The organism is Burkholderia seminalis DSM 23518 (assembly GCF_902832885.1).
In the GTDB taxonomy this organism is placed as follows: domain Bacteria; phylum Pseudomonadota; class Gammaproteobacteria; order Burkholderiales; family Burkholderiaceae; genus Burkholderia; species Burkholderia seminalis.
This window is the reverse complement of sequence record NZ_CADFDK010000005.1, coordinates 177,370-202,183: the sequence shown is the minus strand read 5'-3', so window position 1 is coordinate 202,183 and position 24,814 is coordinate 177,370. Positions and strand designations below refer to the sequence as shown.

Annotated in this window: 18 protein-coding genes; 10 read left to right on the top strand and 8 right to left on the bottom strand. The window is 69.5% G+C overall.

Features of this window, described 5'->3' with window-relative positions:
• Nucleotides 1–42: 42 nt before the first annotated feature.
• The 4 genes from xdhA (at nt 43) to HWX00_RS17950 (ending at nt 5,083) form a co-directional block, all read left to right on the top strand.
• Entirely contained in the window at nt 43–1,587 is a 1,545-nt protein-coding gene (xdhA, locus tag HWX00_RS17965) for a xanthine dehydrogenase small subunit (protein WP_175027603.1), read from the top strand.
• Nucleotides 1,588–1,605: 18 nt separating this feature from the next.
• Entirely contained in the window at nt 1,606–3,969 is a 2,364-nt protein-coding gene (gene xdhB, locus HWX00_RS17960; RefSeq protein WP_175027602.1) for a xanthine dehydrogenase molybdopterin binding subunit, read from the top strand.
• 1 nt (nt 3,970) lies between these two features.
• Complete coding sequence (xdhC, locus tag HWX00_RS17955; RefSeq protein WP_034187237.1) at nt 3,971–4,588, top strand: xanthine dehydrogenase accessory protein XdhC; 618 nt, start codon at nt 3,971–3,973, stop codon at nt 4,586–4,588.
• A 93-nt stretch (nt 4,589–4,681) separates the two neighbouring features.
• Nucleotides 4,682–5,083, top strand: a complete 402-nt coding sequence (locus HWX00_RS17950; RefSeq protein WP_034187238.1) for a nuclear transport factor 2 family protein — start codon at nt 4,682–4,684, stop codon at nt 5,081–5,083.
• Nucleotides 5,084–5,094: 11 nt separating this feature from the next.
• Here HWX00_RS17950 and HWX00_RS17945 read toward each other — a convergent pair whose 3' ends face one another.
• The 3 genes from HWX00_RS17945 to HWX00_RS17935 all read right to left on the bottom strand — a co-directional run bounded on the left by HWX00_RS17945 (nt 5,095) and on the right by HWX00_RS17935 (nt 8,290).
• Nucleotides 5,095–6,042 carry a LysR family transcriptional regulator gene (locus HWX00_RS17945; protein WP_034187239.1) on the bottom strand — a complete coding sequence of 316 codons (948 nt, stop codon included), beginning with the start codon at nt 6,040–6,042 and terminating at the stop codon, nt 5,095–5,097.
• Nucleotides 6,043–6,111: 69 nt separating this feature from the next.
• The gene (locus tag HWX00_RS17940; protein ID WP_175027601.1) at nt 6,112–6,750 is read right to left on the bottom strand and encodes a DsbA family protein; all 639 of its coding nucleotides are present in this window, start codon (nt 6,748–6,750) and stop codon (nt 6,112–6,114) included.
• A 94-nt stretch (nt 6,751–6,844) separates the two neighbouring features.
• Nucleotides 6,845–8,290, bottom strand: a complete 1,446-nt coding sequence (locus HWX00_RS17935; protein ID WP_124607838.1) for a TAXI family TRAP transporter solute-binding subunit — start codon at nt 8,288–8,290, stop codon at nt 6,845–6,847.
• Nucleotides 8,291–8,729: 439 nt separating this feature from the next.
• On the opposite strand from HWX00_RS17935, the gene HWX00_RS17930 reads away from it, so the two are divergent.
• The 3 genes from HWX00_RS17930 (at nt 8,730) to HWX00_RS17920 (ending at nt 13,772) form a co-directional block, all read left to right on the top strand.
• Nucleotides 8,730–9,095: a BON domain-containing protein gene (locus HWX00_RS17930; RefSeq protein WP_059557268.1), complete on the top strand. Its 366-nt coding sequence runs from the start codon at nt 8,730–8,732 to the stop codon at nt 9,093–9,095.
• A gap of 138 nt (nt 9,096–9,233) precedes the next feature.
• Nucleotides 9,234–11,324 (top strand): D-(-)-3-hydroxybutyrate oligomer hydrolase, encoded by a 2,091-nt coding sequence (locus HWX00_RS17925; protein WP_175029119.1) that lies wholly within the window; start codon nt 9,234–9,236, stop codon nt 11,322–11,324.
• Between the two features lie 612 nt (nt 11,325–11,936).
• Nucleotides 11,937–13,772 carry a S10 family peptidase gene (locus HWX00_RS17920; RefSeq protein WP_049029236.1) on the top strand — a complete coding sequence of 612 codons (1,836 nt, stop codon included), beginning with the start codon at nt 11,937–11,939 and terminating at the stop codon, nt 13,770–13,772.
• A gap of 159 nt (nt 13,773–13,931) precedes the next feature.
• On the opposite strand, the gene HWX00_RS17915 is transcribed toward HWX00_RS17920, so the two are convergent.
• The 5 genes from HWX00_RS17915 to HWX00_RS17895 all read right to left on the bottom strand — a co-directional run bounded on the left by HWX00_RS17915 (nt 13,932) and on the right by HWX00_RS17895 (nt 19,265).
• The gene (locus tag HWX00_RS17915) at nt 13,932–14,720 is read right to left on the bottom strand and encodes a sulfite exporter TauE/SafE family protein (protein ID WP_034187453.1); all 789 of its coding nucleotides are present in this window, start codon (nt 14,718–14,720) and stop codon (nt 13,932–13,934) included.
• A 299-nt stretch (nt 14,721–15,019) separates the two neighbouring features.
• Nucleotides 15,020–16,459: a DHA2 family efflux MFS transporter permease subunit gene (locus HWX00_RS17910; protein WP_175029120.1), complete on the bottom strand. Its 1,440-nt coding sequence runs from the start codon at nt 16,457–16,459 to the stop codon at nt 15,020–15,022.
• 138 nt (nt 16,460–16,597) lie between these two features.
• Nucleotides 16,598–17,329, bottom strand: coding sequence for a DsbA family oxidoreductase (locus HWX00_RS17905; protein ID WP_069706555.1), 732 nt, complete (start codon nt 17,327–17,329; stop codon nt 16,598–16,600).
• Nucleotides 17,330–17,511: 182 nt separating this feature from the next.
• Nucleotides 17,512–18,306 carry a helix-turn-helix transcriptional regulator gene (locus HWX00_RS17900; protein ID WP_124607835.1) on the bottom strand — a complete coding sequence of 265 codons (795 nt, stop codon included), beginning with the start codon at nt 18,304–18,306 and terminating at the stop codon, nt 17,512–17,514.
• Entirely contained in the window at nt 18,303–19,265 is a 963-nt protein-coding gene (locus HWX00_RS17895; protein ID WP_124607834.1) for an ornithine cyclodeaminase family protein, read from the bottom strand. Before HWX00_RS17895 ends, HWX00_RS17900 begins: the two co-directional genes overlap by 4 nt.
• A gap of 378 nt (nt 19,266–19,643) precedes the next feature.
• Between HWX00_RS17895 and HWX00_RS17890 the strand changes: the two genes are divergently transcribed.
• The 3 genes from HWX00_RS17890 (at nt 19,644) to HWX00_RS17880 (ending at nt 24,673) form a co-directional block, all read left to right on the top strand.
• Nucleotides 19,644–20,423: an ABC transporter substrate-binding protein gene (locus HWX00_RS17890; RefSeq protein WP_034187454.1), complete on the top strand. Its 780-nt coding sequence runs from the start codon at nt 19,644–19,646 to the stop codon at nt 20,421–20,423.
• A 67-nt stretch (nt 20,424–20,490) separates the two neighbouring features.
• Entirely contained in the window at nt 20,491–21,735 is a 1,245-nt protein-coding gene (locus HWX00_RS17885; protein ID WP_069706556.1) for an NAD(P)/FAD-dependent oxidoreductase, read from the top strand.
• A 538-nt stretch (nt 21,736–22,273) separates the two neighbouring features.
• Nucleotides 22,274–24,673 (top strand): beta strand repeat-containing protein, encoded by a 2,400-nt coding sequence (locus tag HWX00_RS17880; RefSeq protein ID WP_175029121.1) that lies wholly within the window; start codon nt 22,274–22,276, stop codon nt 24,671–24,673.
• The last annotated feature ends 141 nt before the right edge of the window (nt 24,674–24,814 follow it).

Sequence of the window (24,814 nt, the reverse complement as noted above, 5' to 3'; positions counted from 1 at the left end):
GCGCAGGCCGCCTTGCCCCCCCAATTGAAGAACCATCGAGACATGAGTGAGCCGATCCGCTTCTACCATCGTCACGCGATCCGCGAAGTCAGCGGCGCGGACGTCACCCGCACCGTGCTGCAGTACCTGCGCGAGGACGCGCATTGCACCGGCACCAAGGAAGGCTGCGCGGAAGGCGACTGCGGCGCGTGCACGGTCGTCGTCGGCGAGCTGAACGACGCCGGCGCGGTCGAGTTCAAGGCCGTCAACGCCTGCATCCAGTTCCTGCCGACGCTCGACGGCAAGGCGCTGCTCACGGTCGAGGACCTGCGCCAGCCGGACGGTGCGCTGCACCCGGTGCAGCAGGCGATGGTCGACTGCCACGGTTCGCAATGCGGGTTCTGCACGCCCGGCTTCGTGATGTCGATGTGGGCGCTGTACGAGAAGCATGGCCACGAAGGCTGTGCCGGCGCGTGCACGAAGGCGAAGGACGTGCCGACGCGCACCGAGATCGCCGATGCGCTGACCGGCAACCTGTGCCGCTGCACCGGCTATCGCCCGATCGTCGATGCGGCCGTGCAGATGTTCGATGCGCCGGCGCCGTCGGCACCGGTCGACACGGCCGCGCTGGCCCGCACGCTCGCGTCGCTCAAGCGCGACGACACGTTCGACTACACGACGAGCGACGGCGCGCGCTTCGCGGCGCCGCGCACGCTCGACGCGCTGGCCGCGCTGAAGGCCGAGCGTCCCGACGCGCGCATCCTCGCAGGCAGTACCGACATCGGCCTGTGGGTCACCAAGCAGATGCGCCGGCTCGACGACCTGATCTACGTCGGCCGGATCGCCGAATTGCAGCGCCTCGCCGAACGCGGCGACTGGATCGAGATCGGCGCGGGCGTGACGGTCGAGAAGGCCTATGCGGCACTGGCCGGCACGTACCCGGAACTGACCGAGATGTGGAAGCGCTTCGCGTCGCTGCCGATCCGCAACGCGGGCACGATCGGCGGCAACGTCGCGAACGGCTCGCCGATCGGCGATTCGATGCCGGGCCTGATCGCGCTCGGCGCGCGCGTCGTGCTGCGCGGCGGCGACACGGTGCGCGAGCTGCCGCTCGAAGCGCTGTACACGGGGTACCAGCAGAAGGACATGGCGCCGCACGAATTCGTCGTCGGCCTGAAGGTGCCGACCCGCACCGGCGCCCGCGAGAAGCTGCAGTTCCGCACGTACAAGCTGTCGAAGCGGTTCGACTCCGACATCTCGGCCGTGTGCGCGGCCTTCGCGTTCATCGCGGACGGCGACACGATCCGCGAGCCGCGCATCGCGTTCGGCGGGATGGCCGCGACGCCGAAGCGGGCGACCCACACCGAAGCCGTGCTCGACGGCGCGCAATGGCACGAAGCCACCGCGCAGGCCGCGATGCAGGCGCTCGAGCGCGACTACCAGCCGCTGTCCGACATGCGCGCGACGAGCGCGTACCGCCTCGATACCGCGAAGAACCTGATGTACCGATTCTGGCTGGAGACGCGCCCGCACGACCCGCTGCCGCCGCAAGCCCTGAATGTGCGTGAAGTGGCCGCCGAAGCCGGCGCCGGCGCGGCGCGCGTCTGAAGACGGAGAACCCCGACAATGAACCAGCAAGCAGAACCGTTCCTGAGCACCCTCGACCCGCAAGCCGACGCCGCGCAGGTCCACGTGTCGCGCGCGCACGAATCCGCGCACCTGCACGTCAGCGGACGCGCCACCTACACCGACGACATTCCGGTCGTCGCGGGCACGCTGCATGCGGCGCTCGGCCTGTCGGCGAAGCCGCACGCGAGGATCGTGTCGATGAACTTCGACGCGGTGCGCGCGACGCCGGGCGTGGTCGCCGTGTTCACGGCCGACGATATTCCTGGCGTCAACGATTGCGGCCCGATCATCCACGACGACCCGGTGCTCGCGAAGGGCATCGTGCAGTTCGTCGGCCAGCCGATGTTCATCGTCGTCGCGACGTCGCACGAAATCGCGCGGCTCGCCGCGCGCCGCGCGCAGGTCGACTACGAGGAACTGCCGGCGATCCTGACCGCGCAGGAGGCGCGCGCGGCCGAAACCTACGTGATCCCGCCGCTGAAGCTCGCGCGCGGCGACGCGGCCGCGCGGCTCGCCGTCGCGCCGCACCGCGAGTCGGGCGAGATGCTGCTCGGCGGCCAGGAGCAGTTCTATCTCGAAGGGCAGATCGCCTACGCGGTGCCGAAGGACGACGACGGGATGCACGTGTACTGCTCGACGCAGCACCCGAGCGAGATGCAGCACCTCGTCGCGCACGTGCTCGGCGTCGCGTCGCACAACGTGCTCGTCGAATGCCGCCGGATGGGCGGCGGGTTCGGCGGCAAGGAATCGCAGTCGGGCCTGTTCGCGTGCTGCGCGGCGCTCGCCGCGTGGAAGCTGCTGTGCCCGGTGAAGCTGCGGCCGGACCGCGACGACGACATGATGATCACCGGCAAGCGGCACGACTTCCATTACCGCTTCGACGTCGGCTACGACGACGACGGCCGCATCGACGGCGTGGCGCTCGACATGACGTCGCGCTGCGGTTTCTCGGCCGACCTGTCGGGCCCGGTGATGACGCGCGCGGTATGCCACTTCGACAACGCGTGCTGGCTCGGCGACGTCGCCATCGCCGGCTACTGCGGCAGGACCAACACGCAGTCGAACACCGCGTTCCGCGGCTTCGGCGGTCCGCAGGGCGCGTTCGCGATCGAGTACATCCTCGACGACGTCGCGCGTTCGCTCGGCCGCGATCCGCTCGACGTGCGCTACGCGAACCTGTACGGCAAGACCGAACGCAACGTGACGCCGTACGGGCAGACGGTCGAGGACAACGTGCTGCAGGAGCTGCTCGGCGAACTCGAGGCGACGAGCGACTATCGCGCACGGCGCGCGGGCGTGCGCGAATTCAACGCGCGCAACGCGGTGCTGAAGAAGGGCATCGCGATCACGCCGGTGAAGTTCGGCATCGCCTTCAACGTCACGCACTTCAACCAGGCCGGCGCGCTGGTGCACATCTACACCGACGGCTCGGTGCTCGTGAACCACGGCGGCACGGAGATGGGGCAGGGGCTCAACACGAAGGTCGCGCAGGTCGTCGCGCACGAGCTCGGCATCCGCTTCGGCCGGATCCGCGTGACGGCGACCGACACGAGCAAGGTCGCGAACACGTCCGCGACGGCCGCGTCGACGGGCTCCGACCTGAACGGCAAGGCCGCGCAGGATGCGGCGCGCCAGCTGCGCGAGCGGCTCGCGGTGTTCGCGGCGAAGCAGTTCGGCGACGGCAAGGTCGAGGCGGCCGACGTGACGTTCGGCAACGACGTCGTGTCGGTCGGCGGCCACGGCGTGCCGTTCGGCGAAGTGATCGCGAAGGCGTACCTCGCGCGCGTGCAGCTGTGGTCCGACGGCTTCTACGCGACGCCGAAGCTGTACTGGGACCAGTCGAAGCTGCAGGGCCGGCCGTTCTACTACTACTCGTATGGCGCGGCCGTGTCGGAAGTCGTGATCGACACGCTGACGGGCGAGATGCGCACGCTGCGCGTCGATGCGCTGCACGACGTGGGCGCGTCGCTGAACCCGGCGCTCGACGTCGGCCAGGTCGAAGGCGCGTTCATCCAGGGGATGGGCTGGCTCACGACCGAGGAGCTGTGGTGGAACAAGGGCGGCAAGCTGATGACGCACGCGCCGTCGACGTACAAGATCCCGACGGTGAACGACACGCCGCCCGAGTTCAACGTGCGGCTGTTCCGGAACCGCAACATCGAGGACAGCATCCACCGTTCGAAGGCCGTCGGCGAGCCGCCGCTGCTGCTGCCGTTCTCGGTGTTCTTCGCGGTGCGCGACGCGGTCGCGGCCGTGGGCGACTACCGGGTGAACCCGCCGCTCGACGCGCCGGCCACCGGCGAGTCGATCCTGCGCGCGATCACGGCAGTGCGTGCGGCCCGCGCCACGCAGGCAGGCTGACATGAACGGCCCCGCACGTTCGCTTCGCACCGCGCCGGCCCCGGCGTTCGCGCAGGGCACCGGCCAGCGCAACCGCGCGAGCGGCGCGCCGGCGCCGATGCACATCGTGCTGTTCGGCGCCGGGCACGTCGGTCACGCGCTCGTCACGCTGCTCGGCGCGCTGCCGTGCGTCGTGCAGTGGGTCGACACGCGCGACGAGCTGTTCCCGGACGAATGTCCGCCGAACGTGCAGCCGGAGCCGACCGACACGCCGGAGGCCGTCGTCGACGCGGCGCCGCCGGGCGCGTACTTCCTCGTGATGACGCACAACCACGCGCTCGACTTCTCGCTCGCCGCGCGGATCATGCGGCGGCGCGACTACGCGTACTTCGGGATGATCGGCTCGCGCACCAAGCGCGTGAAGTTCGAGCGCCGGCTCGCCGCGCGCGGTGTCGATCCGGCGCGGCTCGTGGAGATGGTGTGCCCGATCGGCGTCGCGGGTATCGTCGACAAGGCGCCGGGCGCGATCGCGGTGGCCGTGTGCGCGGAGCTGCTGCAGGCGCGCTCGGGCATGCCGGTGGCCGATGCGAAGGCGCTGGCGGCCGGCCGCGCATGCGACGAGGTGTCCTGCTCGCGGTAGCACCGCGCGGCCGGCGCAGGGCCGCGCGTTTTTGCATACACTGCACGGCAACGCGCGGCATCGGGCTGCGCATCCCGTCACCGTGCACATGCCATGTCCGATCACCCGATCTATCTCGACGCGCTCGATGCGAGCGTCGCCGCCATCGAGCGCTGGCTGTCCGGCATCGACACCGCGCCCGCGGCGCTCGACGCGCTGCTCGCCGCGTTTTCCCCCGGCTTCACGATGATCCTGACCGATGGCCGCGTGGTCGACCGTGACGGCACGCGCGCGCTGTTCGCGAAGCTCGTCGGCGCGAAGCCGGGGCTGCGCATCACGCTGTCGGAGATCCGCGTGCTCGCGGCCGACGCATCGCATGCGGTGATCACCTATCTCGAAGCGCAGCACGCGGCGGCGGGCGCGCTGCCTGCGCGCCGCGCGACGGCCGTGTTCGAGCGCGACGCGGCGGGCGTCGTGCGCTGGACCCATCTGCAGGAAACCTTCTGCACGGCCTGAGCGGCCGCGTATCAGCGCTTGCGCGTGCGGGCGACCGTCAATTCGTCGGACACGCTCTGCATCAGCGCGCCCAGCCACGCGATGTCGGTCGGCCGGTCGGGCTGCGGATGCGTGAGCAGGTAGCTCTTGATGCGCGGGAACGGCACGGGCGGCGTGACGACGACGAGCGGCAGCAACTGCGCATAGTGCGTCGCGAAGCGGCGCGTCGTCGTGAAGATCAGGTCCGACTGCAGCAGCACCTGCGGCACGATCCCGAAGTACGGCAGCGTCGTCACGATGCGCCGCGTGAGGCGCGCACGAGCGAGGCCGATCTCGATCGCGTTGCGCTTGTCGCCGGTGTACGGCGTCGGCGCGACGTGCGCGGCCGACGCATACGCTTCGCGCGTGAGCGGCACGTGCGCGAGCGGATGCGTATCGCGCATCAGGCACACGATCGTGTCGGAGAAGAGATCCTGGCGCACGAACCGCGGGTCGGGCTTCGGCCAGTTGCCGATCACGAGGTCGAGCGCGCCCGATTCGAGCGCGCCCGCGTGGTCGAGCGCGGGATTCAGCGAGTCGATTTCCAGATGCGCATGCGGCGCCGCGTCGCGAAAGCGCTCGATCAGCGTCGGCATGAAGAAATCGTTCAGGTAGTCGGGCGCCGCGACGCGGAACGTGCGCCGCGCGGACGACGGATCGAAGTCGCCGTGCGGCGTCGCGATGAAGTCGACCTCGCGCAGCGCGCGCGACGCGGCCTCGAGCAGCGATGCGCCGTATTCGGTCGGCACCATGCCGGATTTGCCGCGCACGAGGATCGGGTCGTTCAGCGTCTCGCGCAGCTTGCGCAGCGCGGTGCTGATCGCGGGCTGGGTCTGGTTCAGCCGCAGCGCGGCCTGCGTGACGCTGCGCTCGAGCAGCAGCGTGCGCAACACGCGCACGAGCCAGATATCGAGCGAGGCGGTACGGTCGTCGTCTTCCATCGGATGGGGGTGATTCGGGTGACGCGTAACCTTACCGCAGCCGCGCGTTGGCGTGCGTGATACCGGCCATCACGCGCGACCCTTCGGCAGCGCACTGATCCGCTTGACCTCGCGCGATTCGAGCCAGTTCGGCGTGCGTGCGCAGTACAGCACCATCGGCAGCGCATCCTCGCCCCAGAACAACTGCTTGTTCATCCAGAACGTCGGCACGCCGAACACGCCGAGCGCGATCGCATCGGCGTTGTTGCGGGCCAGTTGCGCGCTCGTTTCCTCGAATTCGATCAGCGCATCGCCATGGCCGACGCCGACGCGCTCGCACAGCGCCGCGAAGCCTTCCGGCGTCGACGGATCGTTGCCCTCGCGCCAGATGAAGCGGAACATTTCCAGCACGGTCGCGATGTCGGCACGCAGCGCGATCGCGAGGCGCAGCAGCTTGTCGGAATCGAACGGGTGCGCGGGCGGCATCTTGAAGCGGATGCCGAGCTGTTCCGCGCGAAACAGCGCGTGACGGTACGTGAACACGCGCTTGGCCGGCACGTCGGCGCTCGGGCGCTGCCCCCAGTGGCGCTGCAGGTCGAGCAGCGAGACGGCGACGGGTTCGAACGGCGCGTCCGGCCATTTGTCGTGCTGCTCGAGCAGCAGATACGAGAACGGCGACACGAAGTCGAAGAACCAGGCAGGTTGGGCGGTATCGAGGCCGGTTGTCATGTCGTTCTCCAGAGGGTGGGGCGTGCGGCGCCTGGCGGCGGCCTCCATGTTACGCGGCGGCACGCGCATGCAGCAATGATCGCGGATCGTCCGCTCACGCGGAACCGGGAGTCGCCCGGGGGGCGCCGTCGGCCGGCGGCGGCGCGGCTTCGGCGCGTGCCGGCGGCGGCCCGCCCGCGCCGGGCGGGGCCGTCGGCGTATCCGGGTCGTGCGACGTGAGCCGCTCGCGCACGAAGCCGATGTGCTCGCGCAGCACGTAGAACTGCCCGGCGTACGCGAGCGGCATCTTCATCCGGTTCACGGCTTCCTCGATGTCGTCCAGCTGGTCGAGCAGCTGGACGCGTTCCTCGGCGGTGTGCTCGCCGAGCGCGCTGCGCTCGAGCGCGATCAGCGCGCCGTACCAGCGGTAGATGCGCGAGCGCACGCGCCAGCCGTACAGCGACGGCACGAGCCGCAGCCCGGGGATCAGCACGACGATCAGCGGCACGACCACCACCAGCAGCCGGTCGACCAGGCTCGCGACCCAGAACGGCAGCCGCCGGTACAGGAAGGTCTTGCCCGACTTGTAGTAGCGCGCGGCGTCGTCGGACAGCGGGAATCCGCGCGTGACGGACGACGGGAACTCGCCCGCGTGCTGCAGGATCGTCGCGTGGCCGTGCACCTCGCGCGCGGCCTCGATCAGCAGGTCCGACAGCGCGGGGTGCAGCGAATCGCGCGCGACGAGTTCGATCGTCGGTGCAACCGTGTGGATGTCGGCCGGCGGCAGGTTGCGGCCGAGATCGTAGACGCCCATCGGCAGCGTGATCGCGGTCAGGTAAGGAAAGCGCCGCGCGTACGCCTCGGCCTGCGTGAACGAGTACACGTGCACGCCCGGCGCACGGAACAGTTTCGCCATCACCGGGATCTGCGTCGAGTCGCCGGACAGGAACGCCGCGTCGATCTTGCCGTCGAGCAGCGCGGTTGCCGCGTCCTCGCCGGCGGTCGGCAGCAGCTCGGTCGAGCCGCCCGGCACGATGCCGTTCATCTTCAGCAGCGCGAGGCTCAGCTCGCGCGCGCCGCTGCCTTCCGCGCCGAGCGCGAGCCGCTTGCCCTTGAAGTCGGACAGGCGCGCGACCACCGGGCCGCGGTACATGATCGCGAGCGGCACGTAACCGATGCTGCCGAGCGACACGAGGTGCTCGTCGCGCTCCTTCGGGCCGATGCCGCTCTGCACGAAACCGACGTCGACCGGCGCGTTCGGGTTGGACAGCCGCGCGAGGTTCTGCGCGGATCCTTCAGACGACTGGACGTCGAGCGTGACGCCGTTCTTCGCGAGGATCGTCTTGTACTTCTGCGCGGCGTTCCAGTACGTGCTGCCGGGCGGGCCGGACGAGATCACGAGCGTGGACGGCGGCGCCGGCTGGATCAGCCTGACGGCGAGCCAGACGGCCGCGGCGGCGAGCAGGACGGTCGGGCCGATCGACAGCGCGAGGTCGCGCCACGACACCGCGACGAAGCGGGCGAGGATGCGACGAGGCGGACGAGGGCGGGCAGGCTTCATGGGGTCGGCGGATGACGCTGGCGTGACGCATCGATGACGGTCGGGCGATTGTCGCGGGCGATGCGGATGCTCGCGGCGATGGTACCCGGTTTCACCGTGCGTGCGCGAATCGGGCAGCCCGGCGCGGCGCGGCGGCGACAGCGGCGGGCGGCCCCGCGTCAAAAGCTTTGCGCTTCCGCGGGCGCTGGATTACATTGTGCGACGCAGCCGCGCCCGATTCGCGCGCGACCCGGCACGCAATGAGACCGGGCGCGTCCGGCCGGCGGCTGTCCGGCCCGGCCGGCCCGCTATCAGCGTGCGCCGGCCGCCGGCCCGTGTCGCCTCTCTCGTATCGCCGTGGAAAACACCGGCTGTCCCGCCCGTTCGCGCGCGGGCCGGCTGTTTTTGGGGGTATCCGGCCGTACTGTGCACGGCCGTTCCGGAGTGATAAGGAGATAGCATGAAGTCGATCGTGTTGAGAGCGTTGGGCGTTGCCGCCGTGGCGGCCTGCCTGTCGGGCAGCGTGTATGCGCAGTCGAGCGACGCAGCGGCAACGGAAGCGCCGGCGGCCGCGACCAGCTCGCCGAAGGCCGCCGCGAAAACCGCGAAGAAGGCCAACCGCAAGCTCGGCTACGCGGTGCGCAAGGCCATTTCGAAGGAACAGGGCGTGAACGTGTCGAACCTCGTCGTTCGTTCGAAGGGCGGCGCGATCACGCTGGAAGGCACGATGCCGGCCCAGGACCAGATCGACAAGGCCGAAGCCGCGGCGAAGGACGTGAAGGGCGTGACGTCGGTCACGAACAAGCTGACGGTTCAGCAGCAGTGACGCCGGGCGGCGGCGCGCGAGCGCCGCGCGCGCCCGTTTCCAGGCGGGCCCCGGCATGCCGGGGCCCGTTTGCGCTTCAGAGGCCGCGGGCCGCGCGCGACGCGGCGGCGGACCGATAACGAAATCGAGGGGGCGGCGATGACGAGACTCGGGTGGGGCAGGCGGATGGGGTGGGGCGCGGTGCTGGCAGCGCTCGCGATGCTCGGTGCGTGCAACGGCGACGATACGGCCGAGCGCAATCGGCTGCCCGGCTTCGTGTCCGGCAGCGTGCGCACGACGGCCTACGACGGCGCGAGCGACGACCTGCTGACGGCCGGCCTCGGCAAGACGGGGCTGGCGGCGGCGAGTGCGCCCGGCTTCGCGAATCCGGCGCGGCCGACGAGCGCCGAGTTGCGCCGCCTCGCGATCTGGTCGAACTACCGTGCGCTCGTCGACATGAGCGCGAACGGCGGTTACGGCCGCTTCTGGGGGCCGAACGTCGATCTCGACGGCAACGACACGCTCGGCGAAGGCAAGATCCCCGGCACCGAATACCTCGCGTACTCCGACGACGGCAGCGGCACCAGGAACGTGACGCTGCTCGTGCAGGTTCCCGCCCGCTTCGATCCCGCGCAGCCATGTATCGTCACCGCGACGTCGTCGGGCTCGCGCGGCGTGTACGGCGCGATCTCCGCGGCCGGCGAGTGGGCGCTCAAGCGCGGCTGCGCGGTGGCCTACAACGACAAGGGCGGCGGCAACGGCGCGCACGAGCTCGGTACCGACACCGTCACGCTGATCGACGGCACGCTCGCCAACGCGGTGCTGGCCGGCACCGCGAGCCTGTTCACCGCGAACGTGACGAGCGGCGATCTCGCCGCGTTCAACAACCGCTTTCCGAACCGCTACGCATTCAAGCATGCGCATTCGCAGCAGAATCCCGAGCAGGACTGGGGACGCGTGACGCTGCAGTCGGTCGAGTTCGCGTATTGGGCGCTCAACGAGCAGTTCGGGCCGCTGATCGACGGTTCGCATCACGGCGTGCGCTATCGCGCGGGCGACATCACGACGATCGCCGCGTCGGTCAGCAACGGCGGCGGCGCGTCGCTCGCGGCGGCCGAGCAGGACAGCCGCGGCTGGATCACCGCGGTCGTGGTCGGCGAGCCGCAGATCAACGTGCGGATGTCGCCGAATGCGGTCGTGCGCACGGGCGGCCAGCCGGTGCCGTCGTTCGGCCGGCCGCTGGCCGACTACGCGACGCTCGCGAACCTGCTGCAGCCGTGCGCGGCCGCGTCGGCGTCGCTCGCCGGCGCGCCGTACCTGAGCGCGCTGCCGGCCGCGACCACGCAGTCGATCCGCACCCAGCGCTGCGCGACGCTCGCCGCGGCCGGGCTCGTGTCGGGCGCCGACACGCAGAGCCAGGCGGCCGACGCGCTCGCGCAGCTCCATGCGGCCGGTTATCTGGCCGATTCCGACCTGCTGCAGGCGCCGATGTGGGATTCGCAGGCGATTCCGGCGATCGCGGTCACCTACGCGAATGCGTACACGCGCTCGCGCGTCACCGACAACCTGTGCAACTTCAGCTTCGCGACGACCGATCCGGCGACGGGCGCGGTCGCGGCGCCGGCTGCCTCGCCGATGCCGGCCGTGTTCGGCGTCGGCAACGGCGTGCCGCCGACGGCCGGCATCAACCTCGTGTTCAACAACGGCGCGGGTGTCGACCACCGGCTCGCGACGCCCGATGCGAGCTTCGCGGGCGCGCTGTGCCTGCGCCAGCTGTGGACGAACGGGATGCTCGGGATGCCCGCGAACGTCGATGCGGTACGCGTGAACGCGAACCTGCACGGCAAGCCGGCGATCATCGTGCAGGGCCGCAGCGACGCGCTCGTGCCGGTGAACCACGCGTCGCGCGCATACGTCGCGCAGAACGGCATCAGCGAAGCCGGGCGCAGCCAGCTCGTGTTCTACGAGGTGACGAACGGCCAGCACTTCGACGCGTTCCTGCCGGTTGCGGGCTTCGACACGCGCTTCGTGCCGGTCCACTACTACAACCTGCAGGCGCTGAACCTGATGTGGCAGCACCTGAAGAACGGCGCGCCGCTGCCGCCGTCGCAGGTGATCCGCACGGTGCCGCGCGGCGGCAGCCCGGGCGCCGCGCCGGCGCTGACGAGCGCGAACCTGCCGCCGATCTCGGCCGCGCCGGGCGCGAACGCGATCACGACCGGCGCCGGCGCGATCGACGTGCCGCTCTGACGGCCGCCGCCGCGCCGCCCCCGCCAGGCCGGACAGTCGTCCGGCTTTTTTCTTTTCGTCGTCTGGAATCGGTCCCGTATAGCCTTTTATCGGATTGGCGAGCGCCGTAACAAATTGTTACTTTACGGCGGAAAATCCGGAACCTATTATGCGCCGGTATTTTCACTTAATTTAATAAATTCCAGATACGAGAATATTCCTTTCCGTTTAGTTAATCGATCCTTTCGATTTTGTTAAATCGGCTCGGGCTGCGCTTGGTCGCCGTTTGGCGATTAATCTGCATCTCGCCGAGGGGGTTCGTTCGTCTATCTGAAGCGAAGGTGCCTTGCCGGGCATGCTTTGCGGGGCGTCTCATTGCCGTCGATTTTGTGCAAATGCGGATTGGCGGAATGAATCCGAATTGCTGCGGATTATTGAATTGTCGTTTGCAATGGAATTGCTTCCATTGTGCAGTCGCAAAAAATGGGTGGGGTAAATCATGCCGGTCGATATTCGTCGACCCGGTAAAAAACTCGGAGTGCGTCGCATAACGAATGCATTCCCGGTGCGGAGCGCCGGCGCAAATGATCCTTTGCGGCCGGCGGTATTTATCGTTCTGTTCGAGAGGCAATAATGACGACACGGAAGTCCTTGAAAGACGGTTTCGCGCTATTCGGAACGACCTTGAGCGTGCCGCTCGCCGCCGCAGCGGCCGCGGCGCTGCTCGTCACGGGGTGCGGCGGCGACGACGGGCCGAGCCCGACTGCTTCGGCCGCCGCGGCGGCCGCGACGTCCAGCGGCAGCACGCAGGCCAACACCAATGCGACGGCCGCCGCCGCGGCCGACCAGCCGTACGTCGACACCGACGTGTACGGCACCGGGCCGAACGACGCGGTCACGGATTCGACCGAAGGCGCGGCGGTCGTGCACCGCCAGGTCACGATCGGCGGCAAGACGATCAAGTACACGGCCACCACGGGCCACCTGACGACGATCGATCCGGTCACGTCGGCGCCGAACGCGAAGATGTTCTACGTCGCGTACACGCAGGACAACCCGGACCCGTCGAAGCCGCGCCCGGTCACGTTCTTCTACAACGGCGGCCCCGGCTCGTCGTCGGTCTACCTGCTGCTCGGCTCGTACGGGCCGAAGCGCCTGCAGTCGTCGTTCCCGAACTTCACGCCGCCCGCGCCGTACAAGCTGCTCGACAACCCGGACAGCCTGCTCGACCGCACCGACCTCGTGTTCATCAACCCGGTCGGCACCGGTTATTCGACGGCGATCGCCCCGGCGAAGAACAAGGATTTCTGGGGCACCGACCAGGACGCCCACTCGATCGACCGCTTCATCCAGCGCTACCTGACCAAGTACTCGCGCTGGAATTCGCCGAAGTTCCTGTACGGCGAGTCGTACGGCACCGCGCGCAGCGCGGTCGTGTCATGGGTGCTGCACGAGGACGGCATCGACCTGAACGGGATCACGCTGCAGTCGTCGATCCTCGACTATGCGAACGCGCTGTCCGCGCCGGGCACGTTCCCGACGCTCGCGGCCGATGCGTTCTACTGGAAGAAGACGACGCTCAACCCGACGCCGACCGATCTCGACGCGTACATGATCCAGGCCCGCAACTACGCGGACAACACGCTAGCGCCGCTCGCGCAGAAGCCGAACCCGCAGGACGGCGGCTTCGTCAACGTGCGGCTGAACCTGAACCTGCAGACCGCGCAGCAGATGGGCGCGTACATCGGCACGGATCCGACGTCGCTGATCCAGACGTTCGGCAACCCGGCCGCGCTCGGCAACGTGCCGTCGTCGGACGACAACCCGCCGTACACGTTCTTCCTGACGCTCGTGCCGGGCACGCAGATCGGCCAGTACGACGGCCGCGCGAACTTCACGGGCAAGGGCATCGCGCCGTACATCCTGCCGAACTCGGGCAGCAACGATCCGTCGATCACGAACGTCGGCGGCGCGTACACGGTGCTGTGGAACAGCTACATCAACACCGACCTCAAGTACACGTCGACGTCGTCGTTCGTGGACCTGAACGACCAGGTCTTCAACAACTGGGATTTCAGTCACATCGACCCGACCGGCGCGAACAAGGGCGGCGGCAATACGCTGTACACGGCCGGCGACCTCGCATCGACGATGAGCGTGAACCCGGACCTGAAGGTGCTGTCGGCGAACGGCTATTTCGACGCCGTCACGCCGTTCCACCAGACGGAGCTGACGCTCGCGCAGATGCCGCTCGATCCGACGCTCAAGGCGCAGAACCTGACGATCAAGAACTACCCGTCGGGCCACATGATCTACCTGAACGACGCGTCGCGGACCGCGCTGAAGGGCGATCTCGCCAACTTCTACGACGGCATCCTCGCGAACCGTACCGCACTGCAGCGCGTGCTGAAACTGCAGGCGCGCACGCAGCAGCTCAAGCAGCAGAAACTGCAGCAGCAGGGGCAGTAAGCGGCGCGGGCGGCACGTCGCCGCCCCGGATGGACGACAGCCCGATCGGCGCAGGCCGGCCGGGCTGTTTTTTCCTGGGTCCGCGGAGGATGGGCGGCGTATCGGAGGCGCCCGCCGGGAAAAGGCGCAACCGCGAGGGAAGGGCGACGCCGGAACCGCTTACGCGAGCACGAGCCTGACGCCGACCGCGACGAGCGTCGCGGCGAGCAGGTTGCGCAGCAGCCGCTCGGGCGCGCGCGCCGACAGCAGGCTGCCGATCACGATGCCCGGCAGCGAGCCGAGCAGCAGCGACAGCAGCATCGACCAGTCGACCGAGCCGAGCAGCCAGTGGCCCATGCCGGCGACCAGCGTGAGCGGTACCGCGTGCGCGATGTCGGAACCGACGATGCGGGTCGTCGCGAGCAGCGGATACAGCAGCAGGAGCACGGTGACGCCGATCGCGCCGGCACCGACCGACGTCATCGACACGAGCACGCCGAGCACGGCGCCCGTCAGCACGGTCGACCACAGCGTGCGCGCGGGGCTCGGCGCGAGCGGGTTGCGCGCGGCGAACGCGGTGAGTTGCGGCCGGAAGATCAGCGCGATCGACGTGAGCAGCAGCGCGATGCCGAGCACGAGCTGGATCATCCGCGCGGTGCCGGGCGCATTCATCCCGTGCGTATGCAGCCACCACAGCGTGATGGCCGCGGCCGGGACGCTGCCCACCGCGAGCCGGCCGGTGATGCGCCAGTCGATCGACCCTTTCAGGCCGTGGACGAGCGTGCCGGTGGCCTTGGTCGCGGCCGCGTACAGCAGATCGGTGCCGACCGCCGTCGCGGGGTGCACGCCGAACAGCAGCACGAGGATCGGCGTCATCAACGAACCGCCGCCGACGCCCGTCAAGCCGACGAGAATGCCGACGAACAGGCCGGACAGGGAGTACAGCAGATCGATATGGGGAAGCGACATCGGAAGCAGGCGGTTATGCGGCGTTCTGCGGCGGCGCGTGGCTGCGGCGCGCGCATCAAAGTCCGCCATTGTCGCAAATGTGGCGCGTCGGCGTACGACTGCGTTAAAAATAGGCCGGGAAAGCCCGTGCGACGGGACGGCGGGCGGCGGACGGCGGGGGCGCGGTCGTTCGCACGGGCGGTGCGGCCGATCGTGCGCGATCGCGCCAAACGCATGACGAATCCGGCGCGTGCCGCGCCCGGCATGCGTAAAAAAGGGCGCGACAGTGCGCGCCCCGGTTCGATGGCGGCGGCCGCCGCTCAGTGCATCGCGGGGCCGGTGCTTTCGACGGCTTCCTGCCGCCGGATCCGCAGCGCGAAGCCGATCAGCGCGGCCACGGCGGCGAACACCGCGCCGAATGCGAATGCCGCGTGGTAGCCGCCGTTCAGCGCGGCGAGCGGCGCGGCCTGCGCGGCCGCGAGCACATCGGTGCGGGCGGCCGCGAGGCTCGCGAGCACCGCGAGGCCGAGCGCGCCGCCCATCATGAACGCGGTATTGACGATCCCCGACGCCAGCCCCGAATCGGCCGGATCGACGTCGCTCATCGCGGCGAGCAGCATCGGGTTGAACGCGACGCCCGCGCCGATGCCGAGCAGCGTCATGCCGGGCAGCACGTGCAACACGAAGCCGCCGTCGACCGGCGCGCGCGAGAACAGCGCGAGGCCGCAGGCCGCGATCAGCAGGCCGGCCGCGATCGGGCCACGGATCCCGAAGCGCATCACGATCCGCGCCGACAGCCCGAGCGAGAACGCGGCCATGATCAGGTTCGCCGGCAGGAACGCGAGCCCGACCTGCAGCGGCCCGTATTGCAGCACGCGCTGCATGTACAGCGCCGACAGGAAGAACCACGCGAACATCGCGGCCGCCCACAGCACGGCGATCACGTTCGCGAGCGCGACGTTGCGCGCGGCGAACAGCGAGAGCGGCATCAGCGGATGCGCGCTGCGCGCCTCGATCGCGATGAACAGCGCGAGCAGCACGGCGGCCGCGCCGATCAGCGCGACGGTCTGCGTCGACAGCCAGCCGGCCTCGTTGCCGCCGACGATCCCGTAGACGGCCAGCATCAGGGAAGCGGTCACGGTGATCGCGCCCGCGACGTCGAGCCGCGCGGCGCCGGCCGGCGCGCGCCTGCGCGGCAGCAGCGCCGCGCTCATCGCATAGACCGCGATGCCGATCGGCAGGTTGACGAGGAAGATCCAGTGCCACGACAGCGAACTCGTCAGCAGCCCGCCGAGCAGCACGCCGATGCTGCCGCCGCCCGCGCAGACGAAGCCGTAGACGCCCATCGCGCGTGCGCGCTCGCCGGGCTCGGTGAAGAGATTCATGATCAGCGACAGCGAGACGGCCGACACCACCGCGCCGCCGAGCCCCTGCACCGCGCGCGCGGCGATCAGCATCGTCTGCGATTGCGCGAGGCCGCATGCGAGCGACGCGAGCGTGAACGCGACGAGGCCCGCGAGAAACATGCGCCGCTGGCCGTACAGGTCGCCGAGCCGGCCGCCGAGCAGCAGGCAGCCGCCGAACGTCAGCAGGTACGCGTTGACGACCCACACGAGGGCCGTTTCGGTGAAATGGAGGTCGGTGCTGATCGACGGCAGCGCAACGTTCACGATCGTGCTGTCGAGCACGATCATCAGCACGCCGAGACAGAGAACGATCAGCGCGTACCAGCGTTTCTCGCCGTGGATCCCGTGAGTCATGGGCTCGCAGCCTTCTGACAGTTATTTGAAGGGATGCATTGTAGACGTCATCGGTGCGCGCTTCCTGCCGGTTTGTGGCAGGAGCGTCGCGTAGTGGCACGCATCCGCGGACGGGCGGGCCGGACGCATCGACGCGCGTTACGCGCGCGCCGGCAGTGCGCAGCCGTCGGGGCCGCAGGCGGCCGCGTCGGCGCCGTCGAGTTCGACGATGCCGTCGCGCCACGCCTGGTCGAGCGCCTGCGCGAAGGCGTCGGCCGGCTGCGCGCCCGACACCGCGTAGCGGCCGCCGAACACGAACAGCGGCACGCCGCGCCCGCCGATCTGCGCGGCGCGCGCGATGTCGGCTTCGACTTCGTCGCGGTACGCATCGCTGCGCAGCACGGCTTCGACGGCCGCGCGTTCGAGCCCCGCCTCGACCGCGAATTCGGTCAGCGCCGCGTGATCGAACAGCGAGCCGTGTTCGCAGAAATACGCGCGGTACAGCCGTTCGGTCAGCGCGTGCGCGCGGCCCGTCGCTTCCGCGAGCTTCACGAGCCGGTGGCCGTCGAGCGTATCGCCGACGAGCGTGCCGGGCAGGTCGTAGCGCAGTCCGACGCTCGCGGCCGCATCGGTCACCTGGCGCAGCATCTGGTCGACCTGCGCGGGCGACATCCGGTATTTGCCCGCGAGCATGACCTCGACCGGCTCGACCGGCTGGCCGGGCATCAGCCGGTACGCGCGCAGCACGACATCGACGCGATCGGCGTGCGCGAACGCGGCGAGCGCCTCGTCGAAGCGGCGCTTGCCGATCCAGCACCACGGGCAGATCAGGTCGGACCAGATTTCGACGGTCAGGGTCGGGCGGGCAGTCGGGGCGGGAGCAGTCGTCATGGGTGGTTCCGGGCGGCAATGAAATGTAACCGTGATTGTATCATTTCGTGCTTCGACACCGCCGGTCGCGCGAAGCTCCGTGTGGAGCGGGGGCGCGCCCGGCGTACCACGAAGCATAGACAGGGAAACGGCATCCCGATAGCGATGACCGAGGCGGCCGTCGTGCGCCCGCCGCAGGGCGCTTACGCGTCGCCCTGCGTTTCCTTCAGGTGCTTGAGGTGCTTGTAGACTGTCGCGCGCCCCATCCCGAGGACGTTCGCGACGTAGTTGGCCGCGCTCTTGCCGCGGAACGCGCCTTCCGCGTACAGCGCCTCGACGAGCTCGCGCCGGTGCTCGCGCGTGAGCCCGTTCAGCCCGACCTGCCGCTCGCGCAGCCAGCCGTGCAGGAACGTGTTGATGCGCTCCTGCCAGTCGTCGCGGAACAGCTCGTCGGGCTGAGCGACGACGCCCGCGCCCTTGATGAACAGGTCGAGCGTCGCGCGCACCTCGTCGAACACCGCGATGTTGAAGTTGATGCACATCATCCCGGCCGGGCGGCCTTCGTCGTCGAACAGCACGTTGCTGACGCAGCGCATCCGCCGTCCGTCCCAGTTCAGCTTCTCGTACGGGCCGATCACGCGTTCGCGCGCGGAATGATCGATTTCCTCGAGCGCGGAATCGTCGCCGACCTCGCGCTTGGACAGGTTGTTCGCGAGATACAGCACGGTCTGGTCGTGCAGGTCGTGGATCACGACTTCCGCGTACGGGAAGAACAGCGCGGCGATACCGTCGGCGATCGGCGCATAGCGGGTGAGCAGCAGGTCTTTGACGGGGGATTTCTTCTTGCGCATCGGTGTCGCCATCTCGGGTGGGCGGGGGCCGGGCAGCGCATCGGGCCGGCGCACGGGCATACCGGTGGCCGGCATGCCCGTGCGCCCGCGCGCGGCCGCCGCGGCGGTTGCGCCATTGTATCGGCCCCGCGCGCGCGCGCCGCTCATGCGTGCGTCAGGTGCGTGTACAGCGCGTGCGCGATCGCGATGTCCTCGAGCCCGAGGCCGATCGAGCGGAAGAACGCGTGACGCGTGCGCGACGGCGCCGCGCAGGTGCCGGCGACGAGCGCGGGCAGGTCGCCGACGATCCGCCCGGCATCCCAGCCGTGATCGGCCGTCGCGATCTGCATTTCGCCGGCGCTGGCGGGCGTCGTGTGCCGGTAGTCGCAGTAGACATCCATGTCGGGCAGCCAGGCGGGCGGGATTTCGTGCGCGCGCGCGACGTTCGTGCTGATCGACGTGACGAGCGCCGGGCGCGTGAGCATCCCGTCGCCGAGCACGGGCGTGCCCGACGACGTGCACAGCATCACCACGTCCGCGTCGCGCACGCAGGCTGCGACGCTCGCCGCCGCACGGGCGCGCGGGTCGAGTTCGGCGAGCGTGGCCTGCAGCGGCGCATTGCCGGCCAGCGCCGGCGAGTACACGCGAATCGTCTCCCAGTCGCGCAGCGCCGCCGTGTGCCGCAGATGCGCGAGACCGACCGCGCCCGCGCCGACGATCGCGAGACGGCGTGCGTCGCGCGGCGCGAGGCAGTCGACCGCCAGCGCCGTCGTGCCGGCCGTGCGTTCGACCGTCAGCAACCCCGCGTCGCACCACATCAGCGGCTGGCCGGTCTGCATCGACATCAGCGCGGTCCAGGCCGTGACGATCGGTTTGCCGCCCGTCACGACGTACGGCGACAACTTCGCGCCGAACACCTGCGCATCGGCGAGCGCGCCGAGATACGTGATGAAGTCGCCGGCCTGGTCGGGAAACAGCGTGAGCGTCTGCGGCGGCTGCACCGCGCGCGCCGCGGCGAGCGACGCGAACATGCGGCGCAACGTGCCGAGCACGTCGAGCGACGGCAGGGCCGCGCGCACCGCGGCTTCGTCGACGGTCAGTGGCGGGGTCGGGGCGGTTTGCGTCATGGGGACATCTCCGGTCGGGGCCGGACAGGACGGTCTCGAAAGACGGTGTCCGGCGGTGTTCGTGATGGACGAAAAGTCTAATATAGACAAACAAGATCTGGAGAATTTTTCTTTTCGAGACCGTGTTTCGCCGTGGTTTTCCGGGAAAACATAGGTAAATCAACGGTGTTCGTCGTGGCGGGCACAAGCGGGGAGGTCACGCGACGACGCACGATCATCGTATCCCCTATAGTCTATAGTAGACTTTGAGTCTATATTTCGGCTGCGGGATACGGCATGTCGCGTTGCGGCGGCCGCCTGCATCGGCCGATCCGGCGCCTGTCCGACGGCGTCGTGCGACCGATCTTCCTCGCCTCAATCCGGAACAGAAGGACCGTCATGAACTGGAAGCTTTCCCTTTGCGCCGCTGCGGCGCTCGCGTGCGCGGCCGTCACGGCCCATGCGGAACAGACCACGCTGCGTTTCGGCATCGAAGCCGCCTATCCGCCGTTCGAGAGCAAGACGCCGGCCGGCCAGCTGCAGGGGTTCGACGTCGACCTCGGCAACGCGGTGTGCGCGAAGCTGAACGTGAAATGCGTGTGGGTCGAGAACGCGTTCGACGGGCTGATCCCGGCGCTGCAGGCGCGCAAGTTCGATGCGATCAATTCGGCGATGAACATCACCGCGAAGCGCAAGCAGAGCATCGATTTCACGCCGCCGATCTACGTGGTGCCGATCGTGATGGTCGCGAAGCGCGGCTCGCCGCTGCGGCCCGACGTCGCGAGCCTGCGCGGCAAGCACGTCGGCGTGCTGCAGGGTTCGTCGCAGGAGGATTTCCTGAAGGCGCACTGGGCCAATGCGGGCGTGGCCGTGGTGTCGTACCAGGATCAGGACCAGATCTACGCCGATCTCGTCGCGGGGCGGCTCGACGCGGCCGTCCAGGAAGCGCAGACCGCGCAGGACGGGTTCCTCGACAAGCCGGCCGGCCGCGACTACCAGATCGTCGGCGACGCGCTGAAGGATCCGGCGACGCTCGGCGAAGGCACGGGCTTCGGGATGCGCAAGGGCGACAAGGCGCTGCAGGCGAAGATCGTCGGCGCGCTCGATGCGCTGAAGAAGGACGGTACGCTGAGCGCGCTGTCGCAGAAGTACTTCAAGCGCGACATCATCGCGAAATAAGCACCGCCGCGCGCCGGCCGCGGTGCCGGCGCGCGGCGCATCGAATCTCGACGCAGGACGGGGAACCATGGATTTCGACGTCATCGTTCTGGGGGCCGGCATCGTCGGCGTGTCGTCGGCGCTGCACCTGCAGGATCGCGGGCTGCGCGTCGCGCTCGTCGATCGGCGCGCGCCCGGCGAGGAAACCAGCCACGGCAATGCCGGGCTGATCGAACGCTCGTCGGTCGTGCCGTACGCGTTTCCGCGCCGGCTCGGCACGCTGCTGCGCTACGCGCGCAACCGTTCGGTCGATCTGTACTGGGACTACCGCGCGCTGCCCGCTTATGCGGGCTGGCTCGCGCGGTTCTGGCGCGAATCGTCGCCGCAGCGGCTCGCGGCCGCCGCACGCGACCTGCTGCCGCTCGTCGCGGCGAGCGTCGTCGAGCACGACGCGCTGCTCGCGCGTACCGATGCCCAGCCGCTCGTGCACGACGGCGGGTGGATCGAGGCGTTCCGCTCGCCCGCGCTGTTCGATGCCGAAGCGCGCGCGCAGCAACGCGTGGCTGTCGAGCACGGCCTGCGGATGGCCGTGCTCGACGCGCGTGCGCTGCGCGAGCGCGAGCCCGGCATCGGCGACGCATTCTGCGGCGCCTTCCACTGGCAGGACCCAAAGACCGTGTCGAGCCCGGGCGGACTGACCAAGGCCTACGCGCGGCTGTTCGAGCGCGACGGCGGCACGTTCGCGCTCGGCGACGCGAGGACGCTCGCGCAGGTGGACGGCGGCTGGCGGGTCGGGTCCGAACACGGGCCGATTTCGGCACGTTCGGCCGTGGTCGCGCTCGGACCGTGGTCCGATCATGTGTTCGCGCCGCTCGGCTACCGCATTCCGCTGCGCGCGAAGCGCGGCTATCACATGCATTACCGGCCGACGCGCACGCCGCTGAACGTGCCCGTGTGCGATACCGAGGAAGGATTCGTCGTCGCGCCGATGGAGGGCGGCCGCCTGCGGCTCACGACCGGCGTCGAGATCGCGCTGCGCGGTGCGCCGCCGACCGGCGTGCAGCTCGCGCGCGCCGAACCGCTGGCGCGCGACGCGTTCGGCATCGGCGAGCGGCTCGATCCCGAGCCGTGGCTCGGGATGCGGCCGTGCACGCCCGACATGCGGCCGGTGATCGGGCCCGCGCCGCGCCATCGCCATCTGTGGTTCGCGTTCGGTCATTGCCACCACGGGCTCACGCTCGGCCCCGCGACCGGGCGCCTGCTCGCCGAAATGATGACCGGCGCGCCGACCTACATCGATCCCCGTCCATACCGGCCCGCGCGCTTCGGTTGACCGGCGACGCTACGCGGCGAAGCGGCGCCTGCCGCCGCCGCCGTGCGTCGCGTCACGCGCGCCGATCACGAGAGGGCATTCACAGTATTTCATTCTGCTGTCCGGATAATCGAGAGCCGCGTGATCGAAAATGATCTGCGTAATCGTCAAGAAAGAAAATCGCGAATCAAAAAATTAGTAAATCAGCGATTTATCAATGCATTTTCATATCGGTGAAATGCGTAATGGGCAGCCGTCCATGACGGTATCGGGCACCATCGCGACCGGCTGTTCCGGCGCCGCGTGGAATGTACCGGAACACGTTACTGCGGGGCTCGCAAACGTTACGTTACATCCACGCCCTGTCCGCCTTTTTCATCAGACGATTGATGCCCGTCAATCCCTGGGCAACCCCTGAATTTCGTCTTAAATCGATTAAAAAATCGTTATTGCCGGTCAATAGGCTGACGAATCCGTCCTTTTTTTGAATTGGCACGCTTCGTGCAATCCGTCCCCATGCTTTATCAACGTAGTGCCAACCGAGATAGGGAAAATAACGATGGGACACAATCTTAAATTGACGGGTGTGGCGCTGTCGGTCGCGACGGTGTTCGGGGTACTGGCTTCGGGTTCCGCAGTGGCGGGTGCCCTCGATTCGCTGCCGATCCCGCAAGTGATCGTCAACCCGCCGACGAACAGCGTGTCGGTCGGGCTGGTCGCCACGGGCACGTCGCCGCTGGGCTCGGTCACCGTGACGGCGGGCGGGTCGGGCGCGATCCAGACGTCGCTCGGCGATCCGGGACAAGTGCTGTCGGGAGCCGTGGGGGCGGTGACGGGCGCACTCGGCGGCGGCACGGTGCAGCCGCTCGCGCCGGTCCAGGGTGTGTTGAACCAGGTGACGGGGGCGCTGAATGGCGGCAACCCGGCAAGCGCGCTGACCGGTGCGTTGAATACGGCGACGGGGACGCTGAGCAATGCGGTTGGCACCGTAACGGGCGCATTGGGGAATGTCGGCGGCGGTTCGAACCCGCTGGCGCCGGTGCAGGGCGTGGTGAATCAGGTGACGGGCGCGCTCGGCGGCGGCAATCCGGCCGGTGCACTGACGGGCGCGCTGAATACGGCGACCGGCGCGCTGAGCAATGCGCTCGGCACCGCGACGGGCGCACTGGGCGGCATCGGCGGCGGGTCGAGCCCGCTGGCGCCGGTTCAAGGTGTGGTGAATCAGGTCACGGGTGCGCTCGGTGGCGGGAACCCGGCCGGCGCGCTGACCGGTGCGCTCGGCACGGTGACGGGCGCACTGGGCGGTATCGGCGGCGGGTCGAGCCCGCTGGCGCCGGTGCAAGGTGTGGTGAATCAAGTCACGGGCGCGTTGGGTGGTGGCAACCCGGCCGGGGCGCTGACGGGCGCACTCGGCACGGTGACGGGTGCACTGGGTGGTATCGGCGGCGGTTCGAACCCGCTGGCGCCGGTGCAGGGTGTGGTGAACGGGCTTACGGGGTCGATTGGTGGCGGCGATCCGGCGGGCGCACTCACGGGTGTCGTCAACACGGTGACGGGGGCGCTAGGTAATCTCGGCAGCGGCTCGAACCCGCTGGCGCCGGTGCAAGGCGTCGTGAACGGTGTCACGGGCGTACTCGGTAGCGGGAACCCGGCAGGTGCCTTGACCGGCGCACTTGGTACGGTCACGGGGGCACTGGGCGGAATCGGCGGCGGCAACCCGGCTGGCGCGCTGACCGGCGCCCTCGGTACGGTCACGGGCGCACTGGGCGGCATCGGCGGCGGCACGAATCCAATTACCCCGATCCAGAACATCGTCAACCAGGTCACGGGTACGCTTGGCGGCGGCAATCCGGCCGGCACGCTGAGCAACGCGGTCAACACGATCACGGGCTCGCTCGGTAACCTCGGCGGCGCCGGGAGCCCGCTGGCACCGGTGCAAGGCGTCGTGACGCAACTCGCGGGCACGCTCGGCAACGGCAATCCGGCCGGCGAGCTGACGAACGCGCTGAACGCCGTGACGGGTGCGCTCGGCGGCGCGAATCCGCTGACGCCGGTGCAGGGCGTCGTGAACCAGGTCGTCGGCACGCTGTCGGGTGCGGGCGGCGGCAGCCCGATCGCGCCGATCACGAACCTCGTCAACGGCCTGCAGAACGCGCTGCCGGGTGGCAATCCGGCCGGTGCGCTGACCGGCGCACTGGGTTCGGTCACGGGCGCCCTCGGCAACCTCGGCGGCGCGAACCCGCTGGCGCCGGTGCAAGGTGTCGTCAACCAGGTCGTCGGCACGCTCGGCGGGAGCAATCCGGCCGGCACGTTGAGCAACGCGGTCGGGACGGCCACGGGCGCCCTCGGCAACGCGGTCGGCTCGGTTGCGGGTGCGCTCGGCGCGCTGGGCGGCACGAACCCGCTGGCGCCGGTACAGGGTGTCGTCAACCAGGTCGTCGGGACGCTCGGCAACCTCGGCGGCACGAACCCGCTGGCGCCGGTGCAAGGCGTCGTGAACCAGGTCGTCGGCGCGTTGTCGGGCGCGGCGGGCAGCAGCCCGATCGCCCCGATCACGAACCTCGTGAACGGCCTGACGGGCGGCGGCAACCCGGCCGGCGCACTGACCGGTGCGCTCGGCTCGGTGACGGGCGCACTCGCGAACGGCCCGGCAGCCCTCGGCCAGGCGGCCGGTGCGCTGTCGGGCGCGGCCGGTTCGACGGCCGCGGCGGGCGGCAGCCTGCTCGGCTCGGGCGCGAACGCGGCCGGCGGCACGGCGGGTGCAGTCGGCTCGCTGCTGACGACGGGCGCCAACGCGACGGCGACGGTCGTCAATGCGGCCGGCACGTCGGTGGGTACGGCGCTCGGTTCCGCGCCGAGCCTGTCGGTGACGCCGCATTCGGGCAATAGCGCGCCGAACAACCCGCTCGCGCCGGTGACGTCGCTGCTCCAGTCGCTGACCGGCGCACTGCCGAAGTAAGGGCCGGATCCGCACGGCGGCGCCGCATGGCCGCCGTGCGCCGCGCTCGCGCAACGCGGCATGACAGCGATGTCATGCCGCGTTGTCTTTTCGGGCTTCCCGCTGTCTTGCGTCGCATGAGCAACCGCCGCCGACTATTTC

Bases quoted from the DNA above. Each gene is read 5' to 3' on its own strand.
- HWX00_RS17945 (WP_034187239.1), bottom strand. From the start codon at position 6,042: ATGGAAGACGACGACCGTACCGCCTCGCTCGATATCTGGCTCGTGCGC.
- xdhC (WP_034187237.1), top strand. From the start codon at position 3,971: ATGAACGGCCCCGCACGTTCGCTTCGCACCGCGCCGGCCCCGGCGTTC.
- HWX00_RS17925 (WP_175029119.1), top strand. From the start codon at position 9,234: ATGACGAGACTCGGGTGGGGCAGGCGGATGGGGTGGGGCGCGGTGCTG.
- xdhA (WP_175027603.1), top strand. From the start codon at position 43: ATGAGTGAGCCGATCCGCTTCTACCATCGTCACGCGATCCGCGAAGTC.
- HWX00_RS17940 (WP_175027601.1), bottom strand. From the start codon at position 6,750: ATGACAACCGGCCTCGATACCGCCCAACCTGCCTGGTTCTTCGACTTC.
- HWX00_RS17885 (WP_069706556.1), top strand. From the start codon at position 20,491: ATGGATTTCGACGTCATCGTTCTGGGGGCCGGCATCGTCGGCGTGTCG.
- HWX00_RS17880 (WP_175029121.1), top strand. From the start codon at position 22,274: ATGGGACACAATCTTAAATTGACGGGTGTGGCGCTGTCGGTCGCGACG.
- HWX00_RS17895 (WP_124607834.1), bottom strand. From the start codon at position 19,265: ATGACGCAAACCGCCCCGACCCCGCCACTGACCGTCGACGAAGCCGCG.
- HWX00_RS17915 (WP_034187453.1), bottom strand. From the start codon at position 14,720: ATGTCGCTTCCCCATATCGATCTGCTGTACTCCCTGTCCGGCCTGTTC.
- HWX00_RS17935 (WP_124607838.1), bottom strand. From the start codon at position 8,290: ATGAAGCCTGCCCGCCCTCGTCCGCCTCGTCGCATCCTCGCCCGCTTC.
- HWX00_RS17905 (WP_069706555.1), bottom strand. From the start codon at position 17,329: ATGACGACTGCTCCCGCCCCGACTGCCCGCCCGACCCTGACCGTCGAA.
- HWX00_RS17920 (WP_049029236.1), top strand. From the start codon at position 11,937: ATGACGACACGGAAGTCCTTGAAAGACGGTTTCGCGCTATTCGGAACG.
- HWX00_RS17890 (WP_034187454.1), top strand. From the start codon at position 19,644: ATGAACTGGAAGCTTTCCCTTTGCGCCGCTGCGGCGCTCGCGTGCGCG.
- HWX00_RS17930 (WP_059557268.1), top strand. From the start codon at position 8,730: ATGAAGTCGATCGTGTTGAGAGCGTTGGGCGTTGCCGCCGTGGCGGCC.
- HWX00_RS17910 (WP_175029120.1), bottom strand. From the start codon at position 16,459: ATGACTCACGGGATCCACGGCGAGAAACGCTGGTACGCGCTGATCGTT.
- HWX00_RS17950 (WP_034187238.1), top strand. From the start codon at position 4,682: ATGTCCGATCACCCGATCTATCTCGACGCGCTCGATGCGAGCGTCGCC.
- HWX00_RS17900 (WP_124607835.1), bottom strand. From the start codon at position 18,306: ATGAGCGGCGCGCGCGCGCGGGGCCGATACAATGGCGCAACCGCCGCG.
- xdhB (WP_175027602.1), top strand. From the start codon at position 1,606: ATGAACCAGCAAGCAGAACCGTTCCTGAGCACCCTCGACCCGCAAGCC.